This window comes from Streptomyces sp. NPDC093111 (assembly GCF_040683955.1).
Taxonomy (GTDB): domain Bacteria; phylum Actinomycetota; class Actinomycetes; order Streptomycetales; family Streptomycetaceae; genus Streptomyces.
The window spans coordinates 35442-57838 of sequence record NZ_JBFBNW010000003.1; the positions used below are offsets into that span (position 1 = coordinate 35442).

Consider the following 22397-nt stretch of genomic DNA (forward strand, 5'->3'; position numbering starts at 1 on the left):
TCGCTGTGCTCAGACTCTTGTACGACGTTCACCGTACATCGCTGTTCACGGCTTTTGTACGACGGTCACCGTACGTTGCCCTGAGCGTTCCCTCGGTCAGCAGCCACTGCGCCGCGATGTACGTCAGCATGACCCAGAAATCGGGCGCGGGCAGCTGCGGCCAGCCGGCGACACCGGTGGCGATGAGGCTGTCGGAGAGCAGGAAGAGCGCGCCGCCCGCCCCGGCGAGCGGGCCGAGCGCGCCGGACCGGTAGGCCATCGCCGTCAGCAGGAGCGAGTACCCGGCGACGGGGATCCGCAGGTCGTCCGGGAGCCCGGGCCACAGTGCCGCCACCGTGCCGAGCAGGGCGATGCCGTACGCGACCCCCGGCGCGGCGCCCGTCCGCCGCCGCCCGAAGAGCACCAGGTAGCAGACGTGCCCGACGGCGAAGGACCCCATCCCGACGAGGAACGCCCAGTCGGCGTCGGAGAGCAGGAACACGTCCCCGCCCCACCCGAACAGCAGCCCGGCGACCAGGGCCCGGGGCGCCCGCCGGCTGACCGCGTACCCGGCGAGGAGCGGCATGAGCAGGGGCTTGGCGACCTGGTGCCCGAGCTCGGCGCCGAGGAGGAGGGAGCCGAGGTCGACGAGGACGGCGAGGAGGAGGGCGGCGAGGAGCGTCCGCCGGACCCGGCTCGGGCGCCGGGCTCCCGGCGCGGCGTCCTCGTCGGGGTGCGGCACATCGAGCAGGTGGGGCATGTCGACGACGGTAGGGCCGGGGGTGGGGGACGGCTAGACGTGATTACCGACAAGTATGCGAGACGAGTTGTCAGCAGGGTTTGGCCGGTTCTCACAAGGTCCCGCTCCCGGTAGGGCGTCCGGCGTGCCCCTCACACCCCCGTCGCCCCCAGCAGCGAGCCCGCCGCGTAGGTGACGCCCATCGCCAGGGCGCCGCCGCTCACGTTGCGGAGGATGGCCCGGGTGGGCGGGGCGGCACCGAGGCGGGCGCTCCACCAGCCGGTGAGGGTGAGGGCGGCGAGGACGGAGAGGACGGTGATCCAGAGGCGGGTGGCGGGCGGGGGCAGGACGATCGCGAGGAGCGGGAGCAGGGCGCCGACCGTGAAGGCGAGGAAGCTGGCGCCGGCGGCGTGCCAGGGGTTGGTGAGGGCGTCGGGGTCGATGCCCAGTTCCACGCGGGCGTGGGCGCGCAGGGCGTCGCGGGCGGTGAGCTGTTCGGCGGCCTCGCGGGCGACGTCCGCGGAGAGGCCGCGGGCGGTGAGGAGTCCGGTGAGCTCGTCGAGTTCGGCCTCGGGCCGCTCGCGCAGTTCGCGACGTTCCTGGGCGAGGGCGGCCACCTCGGAGTCGCGCTGGGTGGAGACCGAGACGTACTCCCCCGCGGCCATCGACATCGAGCCGGCGAGGAGGCCGGAGAGGCCGGCCGTGAGCAGCGCGGACTGGGAGTCGGAGGCGCCCGCCACGCCGACGACGAGGCCCGCGGTGGAGACGACTCCGTCGTTGGCTCCGAGCACGGCGGCCCGGAGCCAGTTGAGACGGGAGCCGAGGCCACCGCCGTGGGCCTCGTCGTGTGCGGGGGTTTCGGTCACGTCAGGAGGGTCGCATCCGGCGGTTCACCAGACGCGGACCGACCCGCCCAGCGCGAACGCGGGGCTGGTGGCGCCCGCCGGGACCTCCTTCAGGGGCTCGGCGATCTCCTCGACGGTCGGGCCGTGGACGGCGGCCAGGGCGTCGAGGAGGCGCAGGTCGAAGCCGTAGACGCGGGCCGCGTTGCCGCCGACCATCGCGGCGACCTCCTCCCGCGGCAGGCCCGCGTACGCGATCCGCAGGCCCTCCCGCGAGTAGGGCGTGGTGCCCTCGTCGTGCGGGTAGTCGCTGCCCCACATGATCTTGTCGAGGCCGATCCGGTCGCGCAGCGGCACCTCGTGGGGGCGCATGAAGCTGGCGCCGACGAAGCAGTTGTCCCGCCAGACCGCGCTCGGGCCCTTGCCCATCGAGGCCGCCAGACCCGCGCCGAACTTCGACTCGGCCGTCGAGGCCCTCGTCGACGCCGCCACCAGCCGGTCGTGGTAGTAGTCCAGCATCCGCAGCACGCCCGGGATCCACCCCGAACCCTGCTCCGTCAGGACCAGTTTCAGGTCCGGGTGGCGCCGGAACGCCCCGCCGAAGATCAGGTGCCACAGCGCGCGGTGCGAGAACCAGGTCGTCTCCACCATGAACACCGCCCGCGCGGCCGGCTCGTCCCCCAGCGGCGGCGACGCGGAGCCGCCATGGTGGTTGACGGGGACGTCCAGCTCCGCGCAGACCGCCCAGATCGGGTCGTACTCCTCCGCGTACAGCTCGGGCACGGGCGATCCCGGCGGCACGCCCGGCAGCAGGATGCCGCCGGTCAGCCCCGCCTCGCGGGTGCGCCGGATCTCCGCGACCGCCGCGTCCACGTCGTTGAGCAGGATCTGTGCCACCCCCGCGCGCCGCCCGGGAGCGTCCGCGCAGAAGTCGGCGAGCCAGCGGTTGTGCGCCTGGAGTCCGGCCCACCGCCGCTCGTACTCGCTCCGCGTGGGCGGCTGGGCCATCAGGGACGCCTTGGGGAAGAACGGCGGGATGGTGTTGGGGAAGACGACCTCGGCGACGATCCCGTCCGCCTCCAGCTCCCGCAGCCGGCGCTGCGAGTTCCAGTTGCGGTCGGCGGTGTCGGCGAGCAGGTCCTCGTACGGGTTGACGTAGGTCGCCGCCCAGGCGTCGAAGTCCTCGTGGTGCCGCTTCTCCAGGTACGGCCGGTAGTCGAGGAGGTCGGCGCCGGCGTGGCAGTCGGCGGAGACGACGGTGTAGCGGTCGGGGACGGAGGCCGCGGGGTCCGAGGTGACGGGGTCCGGGGTCACGGGGTCACCCCCAGCACGGGGAAATCGTGCTCCGTCAGCCAGTGCCGGCCGACGTCCCTGGAGCGCGCCCAGGACGCCTCCACCGCCGCCTGGTCGGCGGACTGGCCGAGCTCGGCGGGGGTGGGACCGATGCGCCGGGCGATCGGATCCAATTTCTGGACATCGAATCCGAAGACCTCCGCCGCCGCGAGGCCGAGCATCCGCCGGGTCTCCGCCACCGGGATGTCGTGGAAGGTGTTCCGCAGCCAGGTGCGCGTGTTCGGCCAGGTGCCCTCGGGGTGCGGGAAGTCGGAGCCCCACAGGATGTTGTCGACGCCGATCTCGTACCGCTGCGCCAGCTCACGCCGCTTGGTGTTGGTGGCGCAGACGAACATCTGGCGGTCGAGGTACTCGCTGGGCGGCCTCTTCAACTCGGCGAAGGGGGACAGTTTCTTTCCGCCGTGCGCGCCCAGGTAGAGGCGGTCCATGAACCACAGCAGGTTCGGCAGCCACCAGCAGCCGGACTCGGCGACGCCGAACCGCAGCCCCGGGTGCCGCTCGAAGACCCCGGACCAGAGCAGGAACCACAGCGGCCGGGCCGGCCAGAACGTCACCTCGGAGACGTAGATGCCGAGGTGGTCGCCGTACTCCTCGCGCGGCGCCGCCCCCGAGTGGGTCACCACCGGCATCCCGGTCTCCGCCGCCGCCGCCCACACCGGGTCGTAACGCCGGTCGTGGTAGGGCGCCTTGTCCACCCACATGGAGGGGATCATCAGGGCGCCGAGCCCGGACTCCTTGGCCCGGTGGATCTCGGCGACGACCTCGGCCGGGTCGGCGGTGACGGGCAGCAGCGCGACCCCGCAGTGGCGCTCGGGGTTGCGGGAGACGAAGTCGGCGAGCCAGCGGTTGTGCGCCTTGGCGCCCGCCATGCCGAGCTCCGGGTCCTGGTCGCCGGAGAGCCCGAGCCCGACGCCGAAGGGCGCGGCGGTCTGGCTGTCGACGGCGTCCGCGTCGGGGAACACGACCTCGGCGGCCACCCCGTCGCCGTCAAGCTCCTTGAGCCGCTGGGCGGAGTCCCAGCCGCCGCGCAGCCCTTCCTCGTTGTCGCGGAACCACTTGTCGGCGAACGCCTCGTTGCGCACCCCGAGCCGGGTCATGGCCTCGCGGCGGGCCTCGCGCCCGGCGAGGAACTCGTCGAAGTCGCGGTGGAAGCGGGAGTCGAGATAGGGCCGGTACTCCTCGGTGGGCAGGCCGGCGTGACAGTCGGAGGAGATGATCAGGTACGGGTCGTTCGGGTCGTTCGGCTCGTTCGAAGCGGTCATCACGGCCCCTCAGTCGAGGATGAAGCTCTCCAGGTACGACGGGTTGGCGCGGTCGAGCATCGACTGCGAGCGCGCCCTGATCTGCCGGTCGCTGTGCTCGCTCGCCGGGAGCATCCAGAAGCGGTCGGCCCGGATGCCGTCCACGACGTGCTCGGCGACCTCCTCGACCGGGGTGAACGCGATCTCGTGCCCGGCCTCCTTCATGGCCGACTCCCACTGGTCGAGACTGCGGTACGGCGTCCTGCGCGGGCGCTCCTTGGCGAACCGCTCGGGCCGGTTGCGGTGCGACTCCCACAGCCCGGTGCGGAGCATGTGCGGGCCGGGGAAGAGGACGGAGGCGCCGACCGCCGCCCGCTCCGCCCTCAGGTGCGCGTAGAGCGACTCGGTCATGGTGACGACGGCCGACTTGGTGACGGCGTACACGGAGGCCGTCGGCAGCGGGGCGATGCCGCCGTCACCGGAGGAGGTGTTGACGACGTGGCCGGGCTCGCCGCCCGCGAGCATGCGCGGGAGGAAGGCCTGGATGCCGTGGAAGACGCCCCACACGTTGACGGCGAAGGCCCACTTCCAGTCGTTGGGCTCGTGCTCCCACATGCGGCCCTCGGCGCCGGAGCCGACGCCCGCGTTGTTGCACAGCACGTGGACGGCGCCGAAGGTGTCGTACGCGGCGTCGGCGAGGGCCCGCACGGAGTCGGGCTCGCTGACGTCGACGGTACGGGCGAGGATCTGCGCCCCGCCCGCCATCAGCTCCTCGGCGGCCTTGGCCAGCGCGCCCTCCTCGACGTCTCCGAGGACGACGGCGAGACCCTCGGCGGCGAAGCGGCGGGCCATCGCGAGGCCGATGCCGCCGGCCGCGCCGGTGACGACGGCGACCTGTCCCTGTCGCAGCTCCATCAGGCACGCCCTTCCACGGAGCCCTCGGGCGGCGCGTCGAGGATCTGCCGCGGGTCGTCGTACCGCTGGTGAACGTAGGGCAGCAGGGCCTGGGCGCTGACCCGTTCGACGACCCGCCCCTTCTGGTCGGTGGTCTTCTCGCCGATGGTGATCTCGACGAGCCGGCGCACCGGGAGGTCGGCGACCGGGTCGTACATCGACTCGCGCAGCACGATGTCGCCGGTGACCCGCTCCAGGCGCCGCACCTTCTCGTTGCGGACGCAGTGGACGAGGACGGGGTCGGTGTCGAAGCCGGTGCCCGCGCCGTCCACGGACGGCAGGAACTTGAAGTAGAAGTCGGTCTTCTCGACCGGCTCGGGCAGCGGGAGATCGCCGGAGACGGCGCCGCGCACCTCGACGAAGGCGATGCCGTGCCGGGCGAGCGAGGCCCGGACCGTGAGCCCGTCGCGCTCGACGAGCACCTCGCCCAGCTTCTTCGGCTCGCCGAAGACCTCCCGCCCGCCGGTCAGGGCCCGCTCGTGGGTCATCGGCATGACCAGCGGGTACCAGCCCTCCTGGTCGCCGTGGGCGGCGGCGACGGCGACGGACCCGGCGCCAAGGGGGTAGCCGGGCAGGTCGACCTTGCTGATGTTGGCGCGCACCAGCGGGCGCGCGGTGGGCTTGAGCGGGGGCGGCAGGACGGCCGCCACGACGTCGGGGTCGGTCTCCCAGACGGCGACCACTCCGGTGGACCAGATGTCGGGGAGCCCCGCGCTCTTCTCGCGGGTCGCGGCGATCTCCGCCTCGGTGCGCGCCCCGTACCGTACTCGTGCCATGACGTACCGCCTTTCGGGAACGTATCGGCCTGTAACACAGTTACACCGACGGCCCGGAAGGGTAAAGAGCCGTGCACGCAAAGGAGTTGGGGGACCCGATGGCACGCACCGCATTGAGCCGCGACCAGGTACTGGACACCGCCGCCGCCCTGGTGAAGGAGCACGGCCCGACGGCCCTCACCATGCGCCGGCTCGCCGCCGAGCTCGGCACCGCGGTGACCTCGATCTACTGGCACGTCGGCAACCGCGAGTCCCTGCTCGACGCGCTCGTCGAGCGCACGGTCGCCGACCTCGGCACGCTGCGCCCGCACGGCGCGGACCCCGCCGAACGCATCGTCTCGGTGGCCCGCCTGCTGCGCCGCGCGCTGCGGGACCGCCCGCACCTGGTGGCGATGGTCCACGAACGCGGCCTGACGGAGCAGATGTTCCTGCCCGCCCAGCGCGCCCTGATCCACGAGGCCCACGCGGCCGGATTGCGCGGCGCCCGGGCGGCCGAACTGGTGCGGGCGGTCCAGTTCCAGGTCGTCGGCCACGTCCTGGTGGAACGCAACCGCGAACGCTCCCCGGCCCAGTCCCCCGCCGAGACCGAACTGTGGGCACCCGCCACCACCACGGGCACCCCCGCCCCGACACCCCCCTCCCCCGCCGACGAGGACCCCGCCCTGGCCCGCGCCCTGGCCGCCCCCGTCGACACCGAACGGCTCTTCACGGCGGGGGTACGGGCACTGGTGGCGGGGTTGCTGGGCACGCACGACGGCAGCCGCGACAGCGGCGGCGACCGCCCCCGCGGCCGGGCCCGCGGCGGCCCGCACACCGGTTCCGAGCCGTCAACGCGGTGACCGGTTCCGGCCACTGAAGGGGCACCGGGAGCGGGAGTGTCACTGGCGGCCCGTATTCTCAGTGACCATGCTCGACGACCTTACGACCGCAGCGACGTGGCCGACCGCCTACCCACAGGGGTACGCGGTCGTCGACGTGGAGACCACCGGCCTCGCCCGCGACGACCGGATAGTCTCCGCTGCCGTCTACCGGCTCGACGCCCAGGGGAACGTCGAGGACCACTGGTACACGCTCGTCAATCCCGAGCGGGACCCCGGGCCGGTGTGGATCCACGGGCTGACCAGCGACGTGCTGGCGGACGCGCCGCTCTTCCCAGCGATCGCCGAGGAGTTCTCGGCCCGGCTCGACGGCCGGGTGCTCGTCGCGCACAACGCGATGTTCGACTGGCAGATGATCGCGCGCGAGTACGCGCGGGCCGAGCGGACGGCGCCGGTGCGGCAGCGGCTGTGCACCATCGCGCTCTCCAAGGAGCTGGCGCTGCCGCTGCCCAACCACAAGCTGGAGTCGCTCGCCGCGCACTTCGGCGTGGTCCAGCAGCGGGCGCACAACGCGCTGGACGACGCCCGGGTGCTCGCGGAGGCGTTCCGCCCCAGCCTGCACGCCGCCGCCGAGCGGAACGTGCGGCTGCCGCTGCTGGAGTGCCGGCCGCTGACCGAGTGGGCCTCCGCCCCGGCCCAGCCGCGGATCGGATACCAGGCCTCCTACCGGGGGAACAGCTGGCGGCCCTCGCGGAAGCGCCCGGCGTGCCCGTACCCGAACCCGGGGCGCTACACCTCCGACAAGCCGCTCAAGCAGGGCATGCGGGTGGCGTTCTCCGGCGACACCTCCATCGACCGCGAGCTCCTGGAGGACCGCACCGTCGAGGCGGGGCTGCACGTGGCGACCAGTGTGTCCCGGGTCACCAGCCTCCTCGTGACCAACGACCCCGACTCGGCCACCTCCAAGACCGTGAAGGCCAAGGCCTTCGGCACACCGGTCGTCGACGAGGCCGCGTACACCCAGCTGCTGCGGGACGTGACCCCGGCAGACGAGTGACGGGCCGGGGCGGACCGGGCGCGCCGCCCGCCCGTCGCCCGCCGCCGGCCCCACCCTGTGGCGCATGGCACGTTGCGAGGTCTGCGGAAACGATTACGGGATGTCCTTCGAGGTGCACGCGCAGGGCGCGGTGCACGTCTTCGACTGCTTCTCCTGCGCCATCCACCGCATGGCGCCCATCTGCGAACACTGCCGGGTCCAGATCATCGGCCAGGGCGTCGAGGTCGAGGGCAACTGGTACTGCGGCGCGCACTGCGCCCGCGCGGAGGGGAAGGCGGGGATCGTCGACAAGGTGTGACGCCACCGCCGCGGGGTCGTCGGACCGGGTACGCGTCCGACGCGGCTCCCCGCCCGCGCGGGGATTCCCCCTCCGGCCCCGCCGCGAGGGGGGCCATCACCACGTTGTACCGTCAAGGACGTGTACCGCTTCCTGTTGTCCCGGCAGTGGGTGATCCTCACCCTCGTCGCCCTCGTCCTCATCCCCGTGATGATCGAGCTGGGCTTCTGGCAGTTCCACCGGCACGAACGCCGGGTCGCCCAGAACGCGCTGATCGCGGACAACCTGCGGGCCCCGTCCGTCCCCGTCGAGGAGCTGACCTCCCCGGGGCACACCGTCCCGCGCGCCGACTACTGGCGCCAGGTGACCGCCACCGGGACCTTCGACACCGCCCACGAGGTCGTCGTGCGCCGGCGCACCTCCGCCGACGACCGGGTCGGCGTGCACGTCCTGACCCCGCTGGTCCTCGCGGACGGCAAGGTGGTCATGGTCAACCGCGGCTGGGTGCCCGCCGCCGACGACCAGCACTCCTTCCCCAAGGTGCCGCCCGCCCCGCGCGGCGAGGTCACGGTCACCGGACGGCTCAAGGCCGACGAGACGACCGGGGCCAGCGGCATCAAGGACCTCAAGGGCCTGCCCGACCGTCAGGTCATGCTGATCAACAGCGAGCAGCAGGCCGCCCTGCTCGGCCGCACGGTGCTCGGCGGGTACATCGAGCAGACCGCGCCCGAGCCGGCCGACGGCTCGCCCGAGACGATTCCCGAGCCCGACCACGACTCGATCGGCGCGCACATGGCGTACGCCGTCCAGTGGTGGCTCTTCACGGCCGGCGTACCGGTCGGCTGGGTGATCCTGGTGCGGCGCGAGAAGCGCGACCGGCAGGCGGCGGAGGAGGGCGCCGGAGTGACGGACGGCACGCCCGAGCCGGCCGGGGCCAGCGCCTGAACTGATTGACGTCCGCCGCTTCCGGGAACAGCCCAAAGCGTGACGCAACGTATCGAGGCCTACGCCCTCATCGGCGACCTCCAGACCGCCGCGCTCGTCGGCCGCGACGGATCGGTCGACTGGCTGTGTCTGCCGCGCTTCGACTCGGCCGCCTGCTTCGCCGCCCTCCTCGGCGACGAGGACAACGGGCACTGGCGGATCGCGCCCAAGGGCGCCACCACCTGTACGAGCCGCCGCTACGTCGAGGACACCCTGGTCCTGGAGACCCGTTGGGAGACCCGTACGGGCACCGTCGACGTCGTCGACTTCATGCCGCAGCGCGACGAGGCCCCCGACCTGATGCGGATCGTGCGGGGGGTCAGCGGGAGCGTGGAGATGAGCGCGGCGCTGCGGCTGCGCTTCGACTACGGCTCGATCGTGCCGTGGGTGCGGCGGGCCGAGGGCCACCGCGTGGCGGTCGCCGGACCCGACTCGGTATGGCTGCGCAGCGAGCCGCCGGTGAAGACCTGGGGGCAGCAGTTCGCGACCTGCTCGTCGTTCACCGTCGGCGCGGGCGAGGAGGTCGCCTTCGTCCTCACCTGGCACCCCTCCCACCAGCCGCGCCCGGACCTCGTCGACCCCTTCGAGGCGCTGGAACAGACGCTCGCGGACTGGAAGGAGTGGGCGGCCCGCTGCACCTACCAGGGCCCCTACCGGGACACCGTGGTGCGCTCGCTGATCACCCTGAAGGCGCTCACCTACGCCCCGACCGGCGGCATCGTGGCCGCCGCGACGACCTCGCTGCCCGAGGAGGTCGGCGGGGTCCGCAACTGGGACTACCGGGCCTGCTGGCTGCGCGACTCCTCCCTCACCCTCGGCGCGCTGCTCTCCGCCGGGTACATCGAGGAGGCGGCGGCCTGGCGGGACTGGCTGCTGCGGGCGGTGGCCGGCGACCCGGCCGATCTCCAGATCATGTACGGGCCGGCGGGCGAGCGGCGGCTGCCCGAGACGACCCTGCCGTGGCTGCGCGGCTACGCCGACTCCGCGCCGGTGCGGATCGGGAACGCGGCCGTGGAGCAGTTCCAGCTCGACGTGTACGGCGAGGTGATGGACTCGCTCAGCCGCGCCCGCGAGGCCGGGATCCCCGCCGAGCGGCACGCCTGGAACCTCCAGCTGAGCCTGCTCGGCTTCCTGGAGTCGACCTGGCGGGAGCCCGACGAGGGGCTGTGGGAGGTCCGCGGCCCGCGCCGGCACTTCGTGCACTCCAAGGTGATGGCCTGGGTGGCGGCCGACCGGGCGGTGCGCACCCTGGAGGCCGAACCGACGCTGCCGGGCGACCCGGCGCGCTGGCGGGCGATGCGGGACGAGATCCACGCGGAGGTGTGCGCCAAGGGGTACGACCCGGTGCGCAACACGTTCACCCAGGCGTACGGCTCGCGCGAGCTGGACGCGGCGACGCTGCTGATCCCCCAGGTCGGGTTCCTGCCACCGGAGGATCCTCGGGTGCGGGGGACGGTCGACGCGGTCCGTGCGGAGCTGACCCAGGACGGCTTCGTGCGGCGCTACTCGACGGAGGGCGCCTCGGTGGACGGGCTGCCGGGCGAGGAGGGCACCTTCCTGGTCTGCTCCTTCTGGCTGGCGGACGCGCTGCGGCTGACCGGGCGGACGGAGGAGGCCCGCGAGCTGTTCGAGCGGCTGATCGGGCTGTGCAGCGACGTGGGGCTGCTCGCGGAGGAGTACGACCCGGCGACGGGCCGGCAGCTGGGGAACTTCCCGCAGGCCTTCAGCCACATCGGACTGGTGGGCACCGCCCTCGCGCTGGCCGCGCAGGAGACGGCAGGATAGGTCCATGGATCTTGGACTGAAGGACCGTGTGTACGTGGTGACCGGCGCGACGCGAGGGCTCGGCCGGGCCTCCGCGGAGGCGCTGCTCGCCGAGGGCGCGAAGGTGCTGCTGACCGGGCGCGAGGAGGGCTCGGTCGCCGCGGCGGTGGCCGAGCTCGGCCCGGGCGCGGCGGGCGTCGCCGCCGACAACGCCGACGCGGAGACCCCGGAGCGGCTGTTCACGGAGGCGCGGGCGCGGTTCGGCGGTGTCGACGGGGTGCTGATCAGCGTCGGCGGCCCGGCGCCCGGCTTCGCCGCGGACAACACGGACGAGCAGTGGGCGGCCGCCTTCGACGCGGTCTTCCTGGGCGCGGTGCGGCTCGCCCGCGCGGCGGCGGAGGTGCTGCCGGAGGGCGGGGTCATCGGCTTCGTGCTGTCCGGCTCGGTGCACGAGCCGATCCCGGGCCTGACCATCTCCAACGGGCTGCGGCCCGGCCTGGCCGGCTTCGCCAAGTCGCTCGCCAACGACCTGGGCCCGCGCGGCATCCGGGTGATCGGCCTGCTGCCGAGCCGGATCGACACCGACCGGGTCCGCTCGCTCGACGCGCTGTCCGGGGACGCCGACGCGGCCCGCGCGGCGAACGAGGCGCGGATCCCGCTGCGCCGTTACGGCACCCCGGAGGAGTTCGGCCGCACGGCCGCGTTCCTGCTCTCCCCCGCCGCCTCGTACCTGACGGGCGTGATGCTGCCGGTGGACGGCGGGGCGCGCAGCGGCTTCTGAGGCCGGATCAGTTGACCCTGCGGGCGCGGTGCTTGACCGCCCGCAGGCGGGCCTCGGTCGGCAGGGCGGGCAGCCCGGCCGAGGTGCGGGCGTTGCCCAGGGCCTGGGCGGCGAGGGTGGTCAGCGCCTCGGCCGGGGCGGCGTACGGCTCCAGGAGGAGCGCGACGCGGGTACGGGGGGCGGCGCGGCGGCCGGTGAGCGAGACCCGGGCCCGGGCGACGCCCTCCTGGGCGGCGGCGTCGGCCTCCAGGACGGCTTCCAGGGCCCGGCCGCGCAGCACGGCCTCCTCGCCGTCGCCGCTGTCGACCAGCACCTCGGCGAGCCGGGCCCGCCGGAACTGGGCGATCAGCCACCACAGGGCGAGCAGCACGACGAGCCCGAGCACGGCGATGACCACGGGCCACCACCAGCTCTCGGCGCGCCAGTGCTGCCGCTCGGCCTTGCTGAGCAGCACGTCGTCGGGGCCCGACCAGGGCCACCAGGACGGCAGGGACAGACCGAGGCCGGCCGCGAGGGCGGCGCCGCCGCCCACCACGAGCAGCAGTCCCGTGAGGGCGAGCACGATCCGGTTGACGCGCCGGAGCACGACGGTCACGCCGTCACCCCTTCCTGGGCGGCCTGGCCACCCGTACCGTCAGGGCCGGCGGACGGGCGAGGCCGAGCTCGTCGATGCCGGTGGTGAGGACGCTCTCCAGGTCGGAACGGACCTCGTCGAGCGCTCGGAAGTGCGAGACCGCCCGGACGGCCGCCTTGGCCCGGCCCACCTTGACCCGCACGGACTGCACGCCGGACACCTCCATGGCGCGGTCGCGCAGGGCGAGCGCGGCGGCCTCGCGGTCGAGTCCGGCCCGGAGGTCGGGGTGTTCGCGGCGCATCGGCAGGACGGCGCGCAGGCCCGGGGTGAGGGCGAGCAGCAGCAGCCAGAGCCCGAGGGCCACGGCGACGCCCGCGCCGACGAGTACCCAGGTGTCGTCGAGCCGGTGGGTGGCGAGGCCGTCTGCGAGGGAGCGGCGCCAGGCCATGGCGGCGTGCTCGGCCCGGACGGCCGCCACGTCGTACAGGAGCAGTCCGGCGGCGCCGAGCAGGACGGCGGCGAGGACGGCGGCGGGGATCCGCCGCACGGCCCAGAAGCGCCGCCCCGGCGGCTGCGGGCCGGAGGGGTCGTCCCGGGCGTCGGCCGGGACGGGGTCCGTGAGTACGGGACCGGAGCCGGAGCCCGGGTCCTCCGGGGCCGGTCCGGGTGCGGGGCCGGTGGTCATCGCAGGCGCTCCCGGGCCTTCTCGTGCGCGGTGTGCGCGGAGTGCAGCTTCTCCACGTGGACGGAGACCTCGTGGACCTCCAGGCCGGCGAGTTCCTCCACGCGGTGGCGGACCCGGCCCCGGACGGCGCCGCACTGGCGTCCGATGTCGGAGGGGTAGGGGAGTTCGAGGCTCACCGAGACCCGGGCGCTGTCCCGGTGCACGACCACCGAGGCGTGCGGCTTGGAGCCGCCCTTGGGGATGTGGTCGAGCGCCTCACGGGCCGCCTGGGCGGCGATCTTCGCGACGACGCGGTCGGCGACCGTGGTCGCGCCCCGGGCGGCCGCCCCCACCCGGTCCCGGGCCAGGTCCGCTGCCAACCCGGGTCACCTCCGCCGGTCGCCGTGGTCGCGGCCCCGGAAGAGGTCGCCGAACTCCAGGTCCCCGTCGAGGAAGCGGCCGGCGATGAAGCCGATCGCCCCCAGCGCGGCGACCAGGAGGAACGCGCCGAAGCCGCCGAAGTACCCGGCGAAGCCGAGCGCCATGCCGGCCACCAGGCCGACCACCGCCATGCTCATGGTTGAGCCCTTTCCGTCGTCGTGCCGTCGTGCCGTCGGCTACTGGAGCCGCGACTCCGGCTCCTCGTCCTCTTCGTCCGGCAGCTTGACGTCGCTGACGGCGATGTTGACCTCGACGACCTCCAGGCCGGTCATGCGCTCGACGGCGGCGATCACGTTCTCGCGTACGGCGCCGGCCACGTCGGAGATGGAGACGCCGTAGTCGACGACGATCTCCAGGTCGAGGGCGGTCTGTACCTCGCCGACCTCGGCCTTCACGCCCCGGGTGACGCCCGACTTGCCGCCGCCCCCGCCGGGGACGCGATCCCGGACGGCGCCGAGGGTGCGGGAGAGTCCGCTGCCCATGGCGTGGACGCCGACGACGTCGCGGGCGGCGAGACCGGCGATCTTCTCGACGACCCCGTCCGCGATCGTCGTCCGCCCCCGGGAGGCGGGGTCGCCGCCGCCGCGCTTGATCACCGGGCTCTGCTGGTCGGAATGCGTGCTGTCAGCCATCACCAGCCATCCTTCCGTGAGGCTTTTGCCTTATTTGCCCACACTAAGGGCGCTTGCCCGGTCTCGCGCCGGGGATGCGGCAGGCTGGGGCGATGACGACGGTGGACATGGGGCGCGCGACGGACCGGCTGCTGCCGCTCGGCGCGCCGGAGGACGGGGCCTGGATCGCGGAGCGCGCGGTGCGGGAGGTGCTGGCCGACGCGGCGCGGGCGGTACGGGGGACGGCGCCGGAGCCGCCGAGGTTCCGGCTCGCCGTGGCGGCGGCCGGGACGCCGTTCCCGGTGCCGCCGGGCGGGCTGCCGCCCGGGGAGCTGGGGATCGCGGTGGAGTTCGCGGCGGTCGCGGGACGGCCGCTGCCGGAGCTGGCCGGACGGCTGCGGACGGCGCTGCTCGGGGCGGCCGAGGAGGCGTTCGGCCTGGTGGTGGCGGGGGTGGACCTTCGGGTCACGGAGCTGCTCGACGCGGCCCCGGATCCGATGGCCCCCGCTCCGCCGCCCGGGCGAACCTCGCCGCCCGCCCCCGAGGACCCGGCGGCCCTGGCCGCGCTCACGGTGGCGGGCGTGGCCGCCCTCACCGACGCGTACGGGGGCCCGGTCCTGCGCACGGCCGGGGATCTGCGCCTCGAACTGGCGGTGACGGCGGGCCGGCGGGCCCTGGACGTGGCCCGCGCCGTCCGGACGGCCGTGACCGCCGCCGCCCCGGAGGCGACGACGGTCACGGTGGTGGTGTCGGAGCTGCGCTGAGGCCCGGAAGGGGCGCCCCGACGCCCGGACCCGGCGGGGGTGCCCCGAGAGGGAAGGGCAGTGACGCCCAGACCCGGCGGGAGTGCCCCGAGAAGGAGGTCAAAGACACCCGGACCCGGCGGGGGTACCCCGGGAAGGGAGGTCAGTCGCCGAGGCCCGCGAGGTCGCGCAGCCGGCGGGCCTGGGCGGCGCGCTCGGCGGTGCGCTGCTCCTCGTACGAGCGGCCCGAGGCGCCCTGGAGCAGCGCCTTGGTCTCGATGACGGCGGAGCGCGGCGCGGCGAGCAGCGCGGCGCTGAGGTCCCGTACGGCGGCGTCGAGTTCGGCGACGGGCACGGCGATGTTGGCCAGGCCGGTGCGCTCGGCCTCCTCGGCGTGGACGAACCGGCCGGTGGCGCAGATCTCCAGCGCGCGGGCGTAGCCCACGAGGGAGACGAGGGGGTGCGTGCCGGTGAGGTCCGGCACCAGGCCCAGGCTGGTCTCGCGCATGGCGAACTGCACGTCGTCGGCGACGACCCGCAGGTCGCAGGCGAGCGCCAGCTGGAAGCCGGCGCCGATGGCGTGCCCCTGGACGGCCGCGATCGACAGGATGTCGCTGCGGCGCCACCAGGTGAACGCCTCCTGGTACTCGGCGATGAGCGCGTCGAGGTCCTCCTCGGACCCGCGCGCCATCTCCAGGAAGGAAGGCTCTCCGTCGAAGCCCTCAGGCGTGAACGCCTGCCGGTCGAGGCCCGCGGAGAAGGACTTGCCCTCGCCGCGCAGGACCACGACCCGCACGCTGCCCGGGAGTGACCGGCCGGCCTCCGTCAACGCCCGCCACAGAGCGGGAGACTGGGCGTTGCGCTTCGCCGGGTTGGTCAGGGTCACCGTGGCAACGGCGTCCTCGACGGTGAGCCGTACACCGTCCTTGTCGAAAACGAGCTCAGAGTCGTCGAGCGTAGTCATGGGGGCGCCTCCGGTCCGGTGCAGCACGTCAGCCATTGCTAAGTGACTGCACAGTAACCACTCGGTCGACCGCATGGACGACCGGGTGGTCACCGGGAGATCCGGCGGACCGGCGGAACCGCCCCGATGTCAGGCCGAGGCCGCCTTCTTGCCCCGGGTCGCTCCGCCGCGTCCCCGCAGCGTGACTCCGGACTCGCTGAGCATCCGGTGGACGAATCCGTAGGAGCGGCCGGTTTCCTCGGCCAGCGCCCGGATGCTCGCACCGGAGTCGTACTTCTTCTTCAGGTCTGCCGCGAGCTTGTCGCGCGCGGCGCCGGTCACCCGGCTGCCCTTCTTCAGAGTCTCGGCCACCCGTGCCTCCTCATGGGAAGTGCGCTCTGGACTTCTCATGATCACCCCTTCCGGAGTTCCTGGCCACCCATTCGACAAGGTCCGTGCCATCGGCTTGGCCCGGACGGCCGGGAACGACACGAACGGAATAGGTCGTTCCGCAGTGCCCGGAGGTGCCCCCGGAGCCGCTCCGCGAGGGAAGTGCCAGGTCAGCGAGACGGCACGAACACCAGTACGGCGCGGGCCCTGGCGGAAGGATTCCGCAGGGCCCGCGCCGGGGGTACGAGACGCACTCACTCAGATGAAGGATCACCCATGAGCCGAATGATCCAGCCCGGCATGATCACTCCGCGATCGAGGACGGGCCGGACCGGTCCGCGCCGGTCAGGCCAGGGCGACCAGGTCCGCGTAGTCCGGGCCCCACAGGTCCTCGACGCCGTCCGGGAGCAGGATGATCCGCTCCGGGTCGAGCGCCGCGACCGCGCCCTCGTCGTGGGTGACGAGCACGACCGCGCCCTTGTAGGTGCGCAGCGCGCCGAGGATCTCCTCGCGGCTGGCCGGGTCGAGGTTGTTGGTGGGCTCGTCCAGGAGCAGCACGTTCGCCGAGGAGACGACCAGGGTCGCGAGCGCGAGCCGGGTCTTCTCGCCGCCGGAGAGCACCCCGGCCGGCTTGTCGACGTCGTCGCCGGAGAACAGGAAGGAACCGAGCACCTTGCGCACCTCGACCAGGTCGAGGTCGGGCGAGGCCGTCCGCATGTTCTCCAGGACGGAGCGCTCGGGGTCGAGGGTCTCGTGCTCCTGCGCGTAGTAGCCCAGCTTCAGGCCGTGGCCCGGGGTGACCTCGCCGGTGTCGGGCCGCTCGACCCCGCCGAGGAGGCGGAGCAGGGTCGTCTTGCCCGCGCCGTTGAGGCCGAGGATGACGACGCGGGAGCCCTTGTCGATGGCCAGGTCCACATCGGTGAAGATTTCGAGCGAGCCGTACGACTTGGACAGGCCCTCCGCGGTGAGCGGGGTCTTGCCGCAGGGCGCCGGGTCCGGGAAGCGCAGCTTGGCGACCTTGTCGGAGGCGCGGACCGCCTCCAGGCCCGACAGCAGGCGCTCGGCGCGCTTGGCCATGTTCTGCGCGGCGACCGTCTTGGTGGCCTTGGCGCGCATCTTGTCGGCCTGCGAGTTGAGCGCGGCGGCCTTCTTCTCGGCGTTCTGGCGCTCGCGCTTGCGGCGCTTCTCGTCGGCCTCGCGCTGCTGCTGGTAGAGCTTCCAGCCCATGTTGTAGACGTCGATCACGGAGCGGTTGGCGTCCAGGTAGAAGACCTTGTTGACGACGGTCTCGACCAGGTCGACGTCGTGGGAGATCACGATGAAGCCGCCGCGGTAGGTCCGCAGGTAGTCGCGCAGCCACACGATCGAGTCGGCGTCGAGGTGGTTGGTCGGCTCGTCGAGGAGCAGGGTGTCGGCGTCGGAGAAGAGGATCCGGGCCAGCTCGATCCGGCGGCGCTGACCGCCGGAGAGGGTGTGCAGCGGCTGGCCGAGGACCCGGTCGGGCAGGCCGAGCGCGGCGGAGATGGTGGAGGCCTCGGCCTCGGCCGCGTACCCGCCCTTGGTGAGGAACTCGGTCTCCTGGCGCTCGTACTGCCGCATCGCCTTGTCGCGGGTGGCGCCGGCGCCGGTGGCGATGCGCTCCTCGTTCAGGCGCATCTTGCGGATCAGGGTGTCGAGGCCGCGGGCCGACAGGATGCGGTCGCGGGCCAGCACGTCGAGGTCGCCGGTGCGCGGGTCCTGCGGCAGGTAGCCGACCTCGCCGGAGCGGGTGATGGTGCCGCCGGCCGGCTGCCCCTCGCCCGCGAGGCACTTGGTGAGCGTGGTCTTGCCCGCTCCGTTGCGGCCGACGAGGCCGATGCGGTCGCCCTTGGCGACACGGAAGGAAGCGGACTCGATGAGGACGCGGGCGCCGGCGCGCAGCTCGATTCCGGAAGCGGTGATCACGGACAGACTCCAGGGCGGTGGGAAGGGCGGAAGGACGGCTGATGCGGGCTTCGACGCCGCTAATGCACCCAGAGGAGACAGACCATGCGGTCAGTCTAACGGGCCTTTGCAACTGATTTTCGGCCGTGCGGCATACCTCACATGCTTCGCAAAAGGGGTGACGGGCGACGGAAGCCTCGATACTCGGCAGAAACGCGGAGGGCGGTGGGCATGCAGTTCGACGACGACGCCGATCTGGACACCTCGGAGGTCAAGGACGTCCGCGGCAGCCGGGTGCCGGGCGGCAGGGCCACCATCGGCGGCGGGATCGCCGGCGTCATCGCGCTGATCCTGGGCCTGCTCTTCGGGGTGGGCCCCGAGCAGCTGGGCCTGTCCTCGGGCGGCGACGAACCGGCCGTGACGGCCTCCTCCGCGAGCCAGGTGAGCCAGACCTGCAAGAAGGGCGCGGACGCGAACGCCCGCGAGGACTGCCGGATCGTGGCGGTCGTCAACAGCGTGCAGGACTTCTGGCGGGCCGAGTACGCCCGGCGCGGCCGGCAGTACGCGCCGGCCGCGACCGTGATGTTCACCCAGCGGGTGAACACCGCCTGCGGCACGGCGACCTCGGCCGTCGGCCCGTTCTACTGCCCGGGCGACCGCCGGGTCTATCTGGACCTCGGCTTCTTCGACGAGCTGCGCACCAAGTTCGGCTCGACCGGCGGGCCCTTCGCGCAGGCGTACGTGGTGGCGCACGAGTACGGGCACCACGTCCAGAACCTCATGGGGACGCTGGCCAAGGCGCAGGACGGGCGGACCGGGGCGAACTCCGACGCGGTACGGGTGGAGCTCCAGGCCGACTGCTACGCGGGCGTGTGGGCGCGGCACGCGACGACCACCCCCGACGACAAAACCGGCCGGCCGCTGCTGACCCGGTTGACCGAGGAGGACATCCGCGACGGTCTGGACGCCGCCGCGGCGGTCGGCGACGACCGGATCCAGGAGCGCTTCCAGGGCCGGGTGACGCCCGAGACCTGGACGCACGGCTCGGCGGCGCAGCGGCAGCAGTGGTTCTCCACCGGCTACCGCACGGGCGACCCGGCGCGCTGCAACACCTTCCGGTGAAGGGCGGCCTCCGGCGGCCTGTCAGTGGTGACTGCCAGACTGAGATCCAGGTCACATCAATCACCGGAGAGGAAGTGATCGGGATGGCTGAGGCACCCGACATCTGTCCGACACTGCGGTACGAGGACGCGAAGGCCGCCATCACGCTGCTCACCGAGGCGTTCGGCTTCACGGCGACCGCGGTGTACGAGGGCGAGGACGGGCGTGTGATGCACGCGGAGCTCGCGTACGGGAACGGGATGGTGATGCTCGGCAGCGCGGGCTCGGGCAGCCAGTTCGACAAGCTGATGGCCCGCGGCGGCCCGACGGGGATCTACGTGCGCGTCGCGGACGTGGACGAGCACCACGCCCGGGCCGTGGCCCACGGCGTCGAGATCGCGATGCCGCCCACCGACCAGGACTACGGCTCCCGGGACTACATGGCCCTGGACGGCGAGGGCAACGTGTGGAGCTTCGGGACGTACGCCCCCGGCGCCGCGGCCGGGTAGCGGCCCCGCCCGGCGGCCCGCACCGGCGAGGCGGGTAGCGGGTCCCTCCGGTCGATCGGCCGGAGGGACCCGGGCAGGTCAGGCGCCGCCCGTGTGGACCTGGAAGGCGGCCCGGCGGACCGCCTTCGCCAGGGCCGGGTCGGGGTGCGCCGCGGCGAGCGCGACCAGGACCTGGACGGTACGGGGGTGGCCGACGGCCCTGACCGCGTCGAGCAGCGCGGGGACGGTGCCCTGCACGGCCGACTCCAGGTGCCGTACGAGCAGGGTGCTCTCGCCGTGGTCGGCGACGGCCGCGGCGGTGTCCACCCAGAGCCAGGTCGCCTCCTCCCGGGTGAGCACCTCGGGGGCGTCGTCGGGGTCGGCGCCCTCGTACTCGGCGAGCCACAGCAGCGCGTACGGGCGCAGCGAGGTCTCGGTGAGCGCGGCGCGGACCTCGGGCTCGGCCGGGCCGCCGACCACCCGCAGGGCCTCGAAGGCGAGGCCGCGCAGCAGGGCGTCCTCGCCGCGGGCCACGGCGAGGAGCTCGCCGACGGCGCTGGAGAGGGTGCGGGCGGCGAGCCAGGCGCGGTACTCGTCGCGGGCCGGGCCCGGGGTGAGGCGGGCGCAGCCGCGCAGCATGTCCTCGGCGGACTGCTCGATGTTGCCGGCGGGGCTCTGCGCGGCGACGCAGATCTGCTCCAGCTTGACCCAGACCGCCCAGTTCCCGAGCGGGGTCAGGGTGGCCTGGCCGGTGCCCAGGGTCAGGGCGCCGACGGCGGCCAGTCCCTCCAGGGCCCAGTCGAGGAGCGCGGGCAGCCCTTCGGAGGCGGGGGCGGTCTCGACGGCGGTGCCGGGGGCCGGAACCTCGCAGCGCTCCTCGCGCAGCTCCTCGACGCGCTGCCCGAGCAGGTCGAGCAGGGTCGGCACCGGGACGGGCCCGGCGGAGAGCTGGAGCAGCGAGAGGACCTGCGGGACGGCTTCGACGACCTCGGCGACGGCGCCGGGGGCGACGGCCTCGGGCACCGGGTGGACCAGCGACCAGGCGTCGAAGAGGGCGACCCAGCCGCGCAGCACGGCGGAGTCGTCGCGGTCCCAGGCGTGCAGCCGCCAGCCGGGGCGGGCGGTGTCGCCGTGCAGTTCGACGAGTCCGGCGAGCCGGGCGCGGTCCCAGCCGGCCCGGACCTGGTCGGGCGTCAGGGCGAGTGCGGCGGCGGCCCGTTCCCCGTCGACGACGTCCGGGGGCGCCGTCTCGGCGTTGCGGTCGACGGCGGCCCAGCGGGCGATGCGTACGGCGTCGGCCAGCACGGCGCGGGCCTGGCCGGCCAGGACGGCACGGGGCGGTGTCCCCTCGGGCGGGCGCGGCGCCGGGCGGGTGCGCCGGGTCGTCACGGCCCGCCGCGCGGTGGCGAGGGCCCGCGGACGGACGAGTCGGAGTCTGGAGTTGCGCGCCAATGGTTCATCGGGCTTTCGAGACGTCACGGGGGCAGTCTTCCCGCTGACGGCCCGAAAGCCCAATCGGAATCCGCAACGCCGGTGCATTGGTCCACGCTTCGGGGCGGCCCGGGGCGGCTGGGGACGGCTGGGGGACGGCGGCTCCGGGACCGGGGCGCGCGGCGCGCGCGGCGCGTTCCCGTACGAGTCCCCCGTCCGGCCGCTAGACGAGCGGCGTCATGAAGCGCCGCAGGGCCTCCTCGTAGCGGACCGGGTCCGCGTTCCACATGGCCGCGTGCGGGGCGTTGCCGACGGTGGTGAGGGTGACCAGGTCGGGGCGGAGGGCGGCCAGCCGTTGCGAGCGGTCCCAGGGGGCGATCGTGTCGTCGGGTCCGTGGAAGACGAGGGTCGGCACGCGCAGCGCGGCGGGGTCGGCGGCCTCCGCGAGCCGGTCGCCGTGCAGGCCGGTCCTGCCCTGGGCGGCGCGGACGGCGAGCGGGACGAGGGGGCCGGGGACCCCGCGGGCGGCGGCGAGGTTGCGCAGGGTCGCCTCCCAGTCGAGGACCGGGGAGTCCAGGACCAGGCCGCGGATCCGGTCCCGGACCCCGGAGCCCGCGGCGGCGTGCAGGGCCATCGCGGCGCCCGCGCCCCAGCCGTGCAGGACGACCTGTCCGGCACCCCGGCGGACGGCGTAGCGGATGGCGGCGTCGACGTCGCGCCACTCGGAGTCGCCCAGGTGGGCGAGGCCGTCGGGGGCGGCGGGGGCGCCCTCGTCGCCGCGGTAGGCGGGGACGAGGACGGGGACCTGCCGGCGGTGGAGGAAGGGGAGCAGGTTGAGGGCGTGCTCGCGGGTGGCGCCGAGGCCGTGCAGGGCGATCACCCAGGTGGAGTGGGCGCCGGGGACGAGCCAGGCGGGGAGGTTGCCGAGTTCGCCGGGGATCTCGACGTCCTCGTGGGGCAGGCCGAGGGCGGTCTCGGGGGTGCCGCAGTGCAGCTGGGGGGTGAAGCGGACGCGGGCGCCGGTGGAGAGGGTGCCGAGTTCGACCCGTTCGAGCCGGCGCACCACGGTGTCGGCGGTGTGCGGGACCCGGTCGAGGACGGGGCCGACGACCGCGTGCAGTCCGGCGGCCTCGATCCCGTAGGTGCCGGGGCGCAGGGAGGCCAGGCTGCGGGTCAGGGTGATCCGGCCGGGTCCGGTGGCGTGCACGGTCAGTTTGGGGTCGCCCGGGAGGGGGCGCCCTGACGGCACCCCCAGGGCGGCGTCGCTGGCGTACCGGCCGGCCGCAACCGCGGCCGCGCCGACACCGATCACTGTGGTGACGGCCGCTGCCGTCGCTGTAGCCGGGCGCACGCTCCCAGTGTCGGCAGAGGGCGGGAAGGCTGCCACCGGCGGGCCCCCTGACGAGTGACATGGGTCTCCCCGGCGGGGTCGTCCGTACGGCTGACGGGGTGCGCGGGCGGGGCGACGACGGGCTCCGGGGGGTCCATGGGACGGAACGGGCGGAGAGGGGCCGAAGGGGTGC

25 protein-coding genes are annotated in these 22397 nt (G+C 74.0%); 9 read left to right on the forward strand and 16 right to left on the reverse strand.

Annotated features, from left to right (window positions below):
• Window positions 1-28: 28 nt before the first annotated feature.
• The 6 genes from AB0Q96_RS04960 to AB0Q96_RS04985 form a co-directional block, all read right to left on the reverse strand.
• Window positions 29-739 carry a lysoplasmalogenase gene (locus AB0Q96_RS04960; RefSeq protein ID WP_365321758.1) on the reverse strand — a complete coding sequence of 237 codons (711 nt, stop codon included), beginning with the start codon at window positions 737-739 and terminating at the stop codon, window positions 29-31.
• A gap of 131 nt (window positions 740-870) precedes the next feature.
• The gene (locus AB0Q96_RS04965; protein ID WP_365321760.1) at window positions 871-1584 is read right to left on the reverse strand and encodes a VIT family protein; all 714 of its coding nucleotides are present in this window, start codon (window positions 1582-1584) and stop codon (window positions 871-873) included.
• A 24-nt stretch (window positions 1585-1608) separates the two neighbouring features.
• Window positions 1609-2874: an amidohydrolase family protein gene (locus AB0Q96_RS04970; RefSeq protein WP_365321762.1), complete on the reverse strand. Its 1266-nt coding sequence runs from the start codon at window positions 2872-2874 to the stop codon at window positions 1609-1611.
• Window positions 2871-4175: an amidohydrolase family protein gene (locus AB0Q96_RS04975; protein WP_365321764.1), complete on the reverse strand. Its 1305-nt coding sequence runs from the start codon at window positions 4173-4175 to the stop codon at window positions 2871-2873. Before AB0Q96_RS04975 ends, AB0Q96_RS04970 begins: the two co-directional genes overlap by 4 nt.
• A 9-nt stretch (window positions 4176-4184) precedes the next feature.
• On the reverse strand, window positions 4185-5069 hold the full coding sequence (locus AB0Q96_RS04980; protein WP_365321766.1) for an SDR family NAD(P)-dependent oxidoreductase: 885 nt from the start codon (window positions 5067-5069) through the stop codon (window positions 4185-4187).
• Window positions 5069-5884, reverse strand: a complete 816-nt coding sequence (locus tag AB0Q96_RS04985; protein WP_365321768.1) for an acetoacetate decarboxylase family protein — start codon at window positions 5882-5884, stop codon at window positions 5069-5071. Before AB0Q96_RS04985 ends, AB0Q96_RS04980 begins: the two co-directional genes overlap by 1 nt.
• 98 nt (window positions 5885-5982) lie before the next feature.
• On the opposite strand from AB0Q96_RS04985, the gene AB0Q96_RS04990 reads away from it, so the two are divergent.
• The 6 genes from AB0Q96_RS04990 to AB0Q96_RS05015 all read left to right on the forward strand — a co-directional run bounded on the left by AB0Q96_RS04990 (window position 5983) and on the right by AB0Q96_RS05015 (window position 11565).
• On the forward strand, window positions 5983-6723 hold the full coding sequence (locus AB0Q96_RS04990) for a TetR family transcriptional regulator (RefSeq protein ID WP_365321771.1): 741 nt from the start codon (window positions 5983-5985) through the stop codon (window positions 6721-6723).
• Between the two features lie 61 nt (window positions 6724-6784).
• Window positions 6785-7759, forward strand: a complete 975-nt coding sequence (locus AB0Q96_RS04995) for a DEDDh family exonuclease (RefSeq protein ID WP_365321773.1) — start codon at window positions 6785-6787, stop codon at window positions 7757-7759.
• Window positions 7760-7823: 64 nt separating this feature from the next.
• Entirely contained in the window at window positions 7824-8057 is a 234-nt protein-coding gene (locus AB0Q96_RS05000) for a hypothetical protein (protein WP_329419513.1), read from the forward strand.
• Window positions 8058-8177: 120 nt separating this feature from the next.
• Window positions 8178-8981 carry an SURF1 family protein gene (locus AB0Q96_RS05005; protein WP_365321775.1) on the forward strand — a complete coding sequence of 268 codons (804 nt, stop codon included), beginning with the start codon at window positions 8178-8180 and terminating at the stop codon, window positions 8979-8981.
• Between the two features lie 39 nt (window positions 8982-9020).
• Window positions 9021-10805, forward strand: coding sequence for a glycoside hydrolase family 15 protein (locus AB0Q96_RS05010; protein WP_365321777.1), 1785 nt, complete (start codon window positions 9021-9023; stop codon window positions 10803-10805).
• Window positions 10806-10809: 4 nt separating this feature from the next.
• A complete protein-coding gene (locus tag AB0Q96_RS05015) occupies window positions 10810-11565 on the forward strand; it encodes an SDR family oxidoreductase (RefSeq protein WP_365321779.1) in 756 nt (251 codons plus the stop codon).
• A gap of 7 nt (window positions 11566-11572) precedes the next feature.
• On the opposite strand, the gene amaP is transcribed toward AB0Q96_RS05015, so the two are convergent.
• The 5 genes from amaP to AB0Q96_RS05040 are packed head-to-tail and all read right to left on the reverse strand — an operon-like array spanning window position 11573 to window position 13876.
• Window positions 11573-12160 carry an alkaline shock response membrane anchor protein AmaP gene (amaP, locus tag AB0Q96_RS05020; protein ID WP_365321781.1) on the reverse strand — a complete coding sequence of 196 codons (588 nt, stop codon included), beginning with the start codon at window positions 12158-12160 and terminating at the stop codon, window positions 11573-11575.
• 4 nt (window positions 12161-12164) lie between these two features.
• Window positions 12165-12824: a DUF6286 domain-containing protein gene (locus AB0Q96_RS05025; RefSeq protein ID WP_365321783.1), complete on the reverse strand. Its 660-nt coding sequence runs from the start codon at window positions 12822-12824 to the stop codon at window positions 12165-12167.
• On the reverse strand, window positions 12821-13183 hold the full coding sequence (locus AB0Q96_RS05030) for an Asp23/Gls24 family envelope stress response protein (protein ID WP_365321785.1): 363 nt from the start codon (window positions 13181-13183) through the stop codon (window positions 12821-12823). Before AB0Q96_RS05030 ends, AB0Q96_RS05025 begins: the two co-directional genes overlap by 4 nt.
• 6 nt (window positions 13184-13189) lie before the next feature.
• Window positions 13190-13381, reverse strand: a complete 192-nt coding sequence (locus AB0Q96_RS05035) for a hypothetical protein (RefSeq protein WP_365321787.1) — start codon at window positions 13379-13381, stop codon at window positions 13190-13192.
• Window positions 13382-13420: 39 nt separating this feature from the next.
• Entirely contained in the window at window positions 13421-13876 is a 456-nt protein-coding gene (locus tag AB0Q96_RS05040; RefSeq protein WP_365321788.1) for an Asp23/Gls24 family envelope stress response protein, read from the reverse strand.
• 92 nt (window positions 13877-13968) lie between these two features.
• On the opposite strand from AB0Q96_RS05040, the gene AB0Q96_RS05045 reads away from it, so the two are divergent.
• Window positions 13969-14619: a hypothetical protein gene (locus AB0Q96_RS05045; RefSeq protein WP_365321790.1), complete on the forward strand. Its 651-nt coding sequence runs from the start codon at window positions 13969-13971 to the stop codon at window positions 14617-14619.
• 142 nt (window positions 14620-14761) lie between these two features.
• On the opposite strand, the gene AB0Q96_RS05050 is transcribed toward AB0Q96_RS05045, so the two are convergent.
• The 3 genes from AB0Q96_RS05050 to AB0Q96_RS05060 form a co-directional block, all read right to left on the reverse strand.
• Window positions 14762-15562, reverse strand: a complete 801-nt coding sequence (locus AB0Q96_RS05050; protein WP_365321792.1) for an enoyl-CoA hydratase/isomerase family protein — start codon at window positions 15560-15562, stop codon at window positions 14762-14764.
• 129 nt (window positions 15563-15691) lie between these two features.
• Window positions 15692-15913 (reverse strand): helix-turn-helix domain-containing protein, encoded by a 222-nt coding sequence (locus AB0Q96_RS05055; RefSeq protein ID WP_006123601.1) that lies wholly within the window; start codon window positions 15911-15913, stop codon window positions 15692-15694.
• A gap of 363 nt (window positions 15914-16276) precedes the next feature.
• Window positions 16277-17875, reverse strand: coding sequence for an ABC-F family ATP-binding cassette domain-containing protein (locus tag AB0Q96_RS05060; protein ID WP_365321793.1), 1599 nt, complete (start codon window positions 17873-17875; stop codon window positions 16277-16279).
• A 210-nt stretch (window positions 17876-18085) separates the two neighbouring features.
• On the opposite strand from AB0Q96_RS05060, the gene AB0Q96_RS05065 reads away from it, so the two are divergent.
• On the forward strand, window positions 18086-18976 hold the full coding sequence (locus AB0Q96_RS05065) for a neutral zinc metallopeptidase (protein ID WP_365321795.1): 891 nt from the start codon (window positions 18086-18088) through the stop codon (window positions 18974-18976).
• A gap of 83 nt (window positions 18977-19059) precedes the next feature.
• Window positions 19060-19464 (forward strand): VOC family protein, encoded by a 405-nt coding sequence (locus AB0Q96_RS05070; RefSeq protein ID WP_365321797.1) that lies wholly within the window; start codon window positions 19060-19062, stop codon window positions 19462-19464.
• Window positions 19465-19542: 78 nt separating this feature from the next.
• Here AB0Q96_RS05070 and AB0Q96_RS05075 read toward each other — a convergent pair whose 3' ends face one another.
• Both AB0Q96_RS05075 and AB0Q96_RS05080 read right to left on the reverse strand, forming a co-directional pair.
• The gene (locus AB0Q96_RS05075) at window positions 19543-20832 is read right to left on the reverse strand and encodes a hypothetical protein (protein ID WP_365322470.1); all 1290 of its coding nucleotides are present in this window, start codon (window positions 20830-20832) and stop codon (window positions 19543-19545) included.
• A gap of 265 nt (window positions 20833-21097) precedes the next feature.
• On the reverse strand, window positions 21098-22225 hold the full coding sequence (locus tag AB0Q96_RS05080) for an alpha/beta hydrolase (protein WP_365321799.1): 1128 nt from the start codon (window positions 22223-22225) through the stop codon (window positions 21098-21100).
• Between the last annotated feature and the right edge of the window lie 172 nt (window positions 22226-22397).

Bases quoted from the DNA above. Each gene is read 5' to 3' on its own strand.
- AB0Q96_RS05015 (WP_365321779.1), top strand. From the start codon at position 10,810: ATGGATCTTGGACTGAAGGACCGTGTGTACGTGGTGACCGGCGCGACG.
- AB0Q96_RS05035 (WP_365321787.1), bottom strand. From the start codon at position 13,381: ATGAGCATGGCGGTGGTCGGCCTGGTGGCCGGCATGGCGCTCGGCTTC.
- AB0Q96_RS05040 (WP_365321788.1), bottom strand. From the start codon at position 13,876: ATGGCTGACAGCACGCATTCCGACCAGCAGAGCCCGGTGATCAAGCGC.
- AB0Q96_RS04990 (WP_365321771.1), top strand. From the start codon at position 5,983: ATGGCACGCACCGCATTGAGCCGCGACCAGGTACTGGACACCGCCGCC.
- AB0Q96_RS04975 (WP_365321764.1), bottom strand. From the start codon at position 4,175: ATGACCGCTTCGAACGAGCCGAACGACCCGAACGACCCGTACCTGATC.
- AB0Q96_RS05025 (WP_365321783.1), bottom strand. From the start codon at position 12,824: ATGACCACCGGCCCCGCACCCGGACCGGCCCCGGAGGACCCGGGCTCC.
- AB0Q96_RS05050 (WP_365321792.1), bottom strand. From the start codon at position 15,562: ATGACTACGCTCGACGACTCTGAGCTCGTTTTCGACAAGGACGGTGTA.
- AB0Q96_RS05000 (WP_329419513.1), top strand. From the start codon at position 7,824: ATGGCACGTTGCGAGGTCTGCGGAAACGATTACGGGATGTCCTTCGAG.
- AB0Q96_RS05070 (WP_365321797.1), top strand. From the start codon at position 19,060: ATGGCTGAGGCACCCGACATCTGTCCGACACTGCGGTACGAGGACGCG.
- AB0Q96_RS05065 (WP_365321795.1), top strand. From the start codon at position 18,086: ATGCAGTTCGACGACGACGCCGATCTGGACACCTCGGAGGTCAAGGAC.
- AB0Q96_RS04980 (WP_365321766.1), bottom strand. From the start codon at position 5,069: ATGGAGCTGCGACAGGGACAGGTCGCCGTCGTCACCGGCGCGGCCGGC.
- AB0Q96_RS05045 (WP_365321790.1), top strand. From the start codon at position 13,969: ATGACGACGGTGGACATGGGGCGCGCGACGGACCGGCTGCTGCCGCTC.
- AB0Q96_RS04985 (WP_365321768.1), bottom strand. From the start codon at position 5,884: ATGGCACGAGTACGGTACGGGGCGCGCACCGAGGCGGAGATCGCCGCG.
- AB0Q96_RS04960 (WP_365321758.1), bottom strand. From the start codon at position 739: ATGCCCCACCTGCTCGATGTGCCGCACCCCGACGAGGACGCCGCGCCG.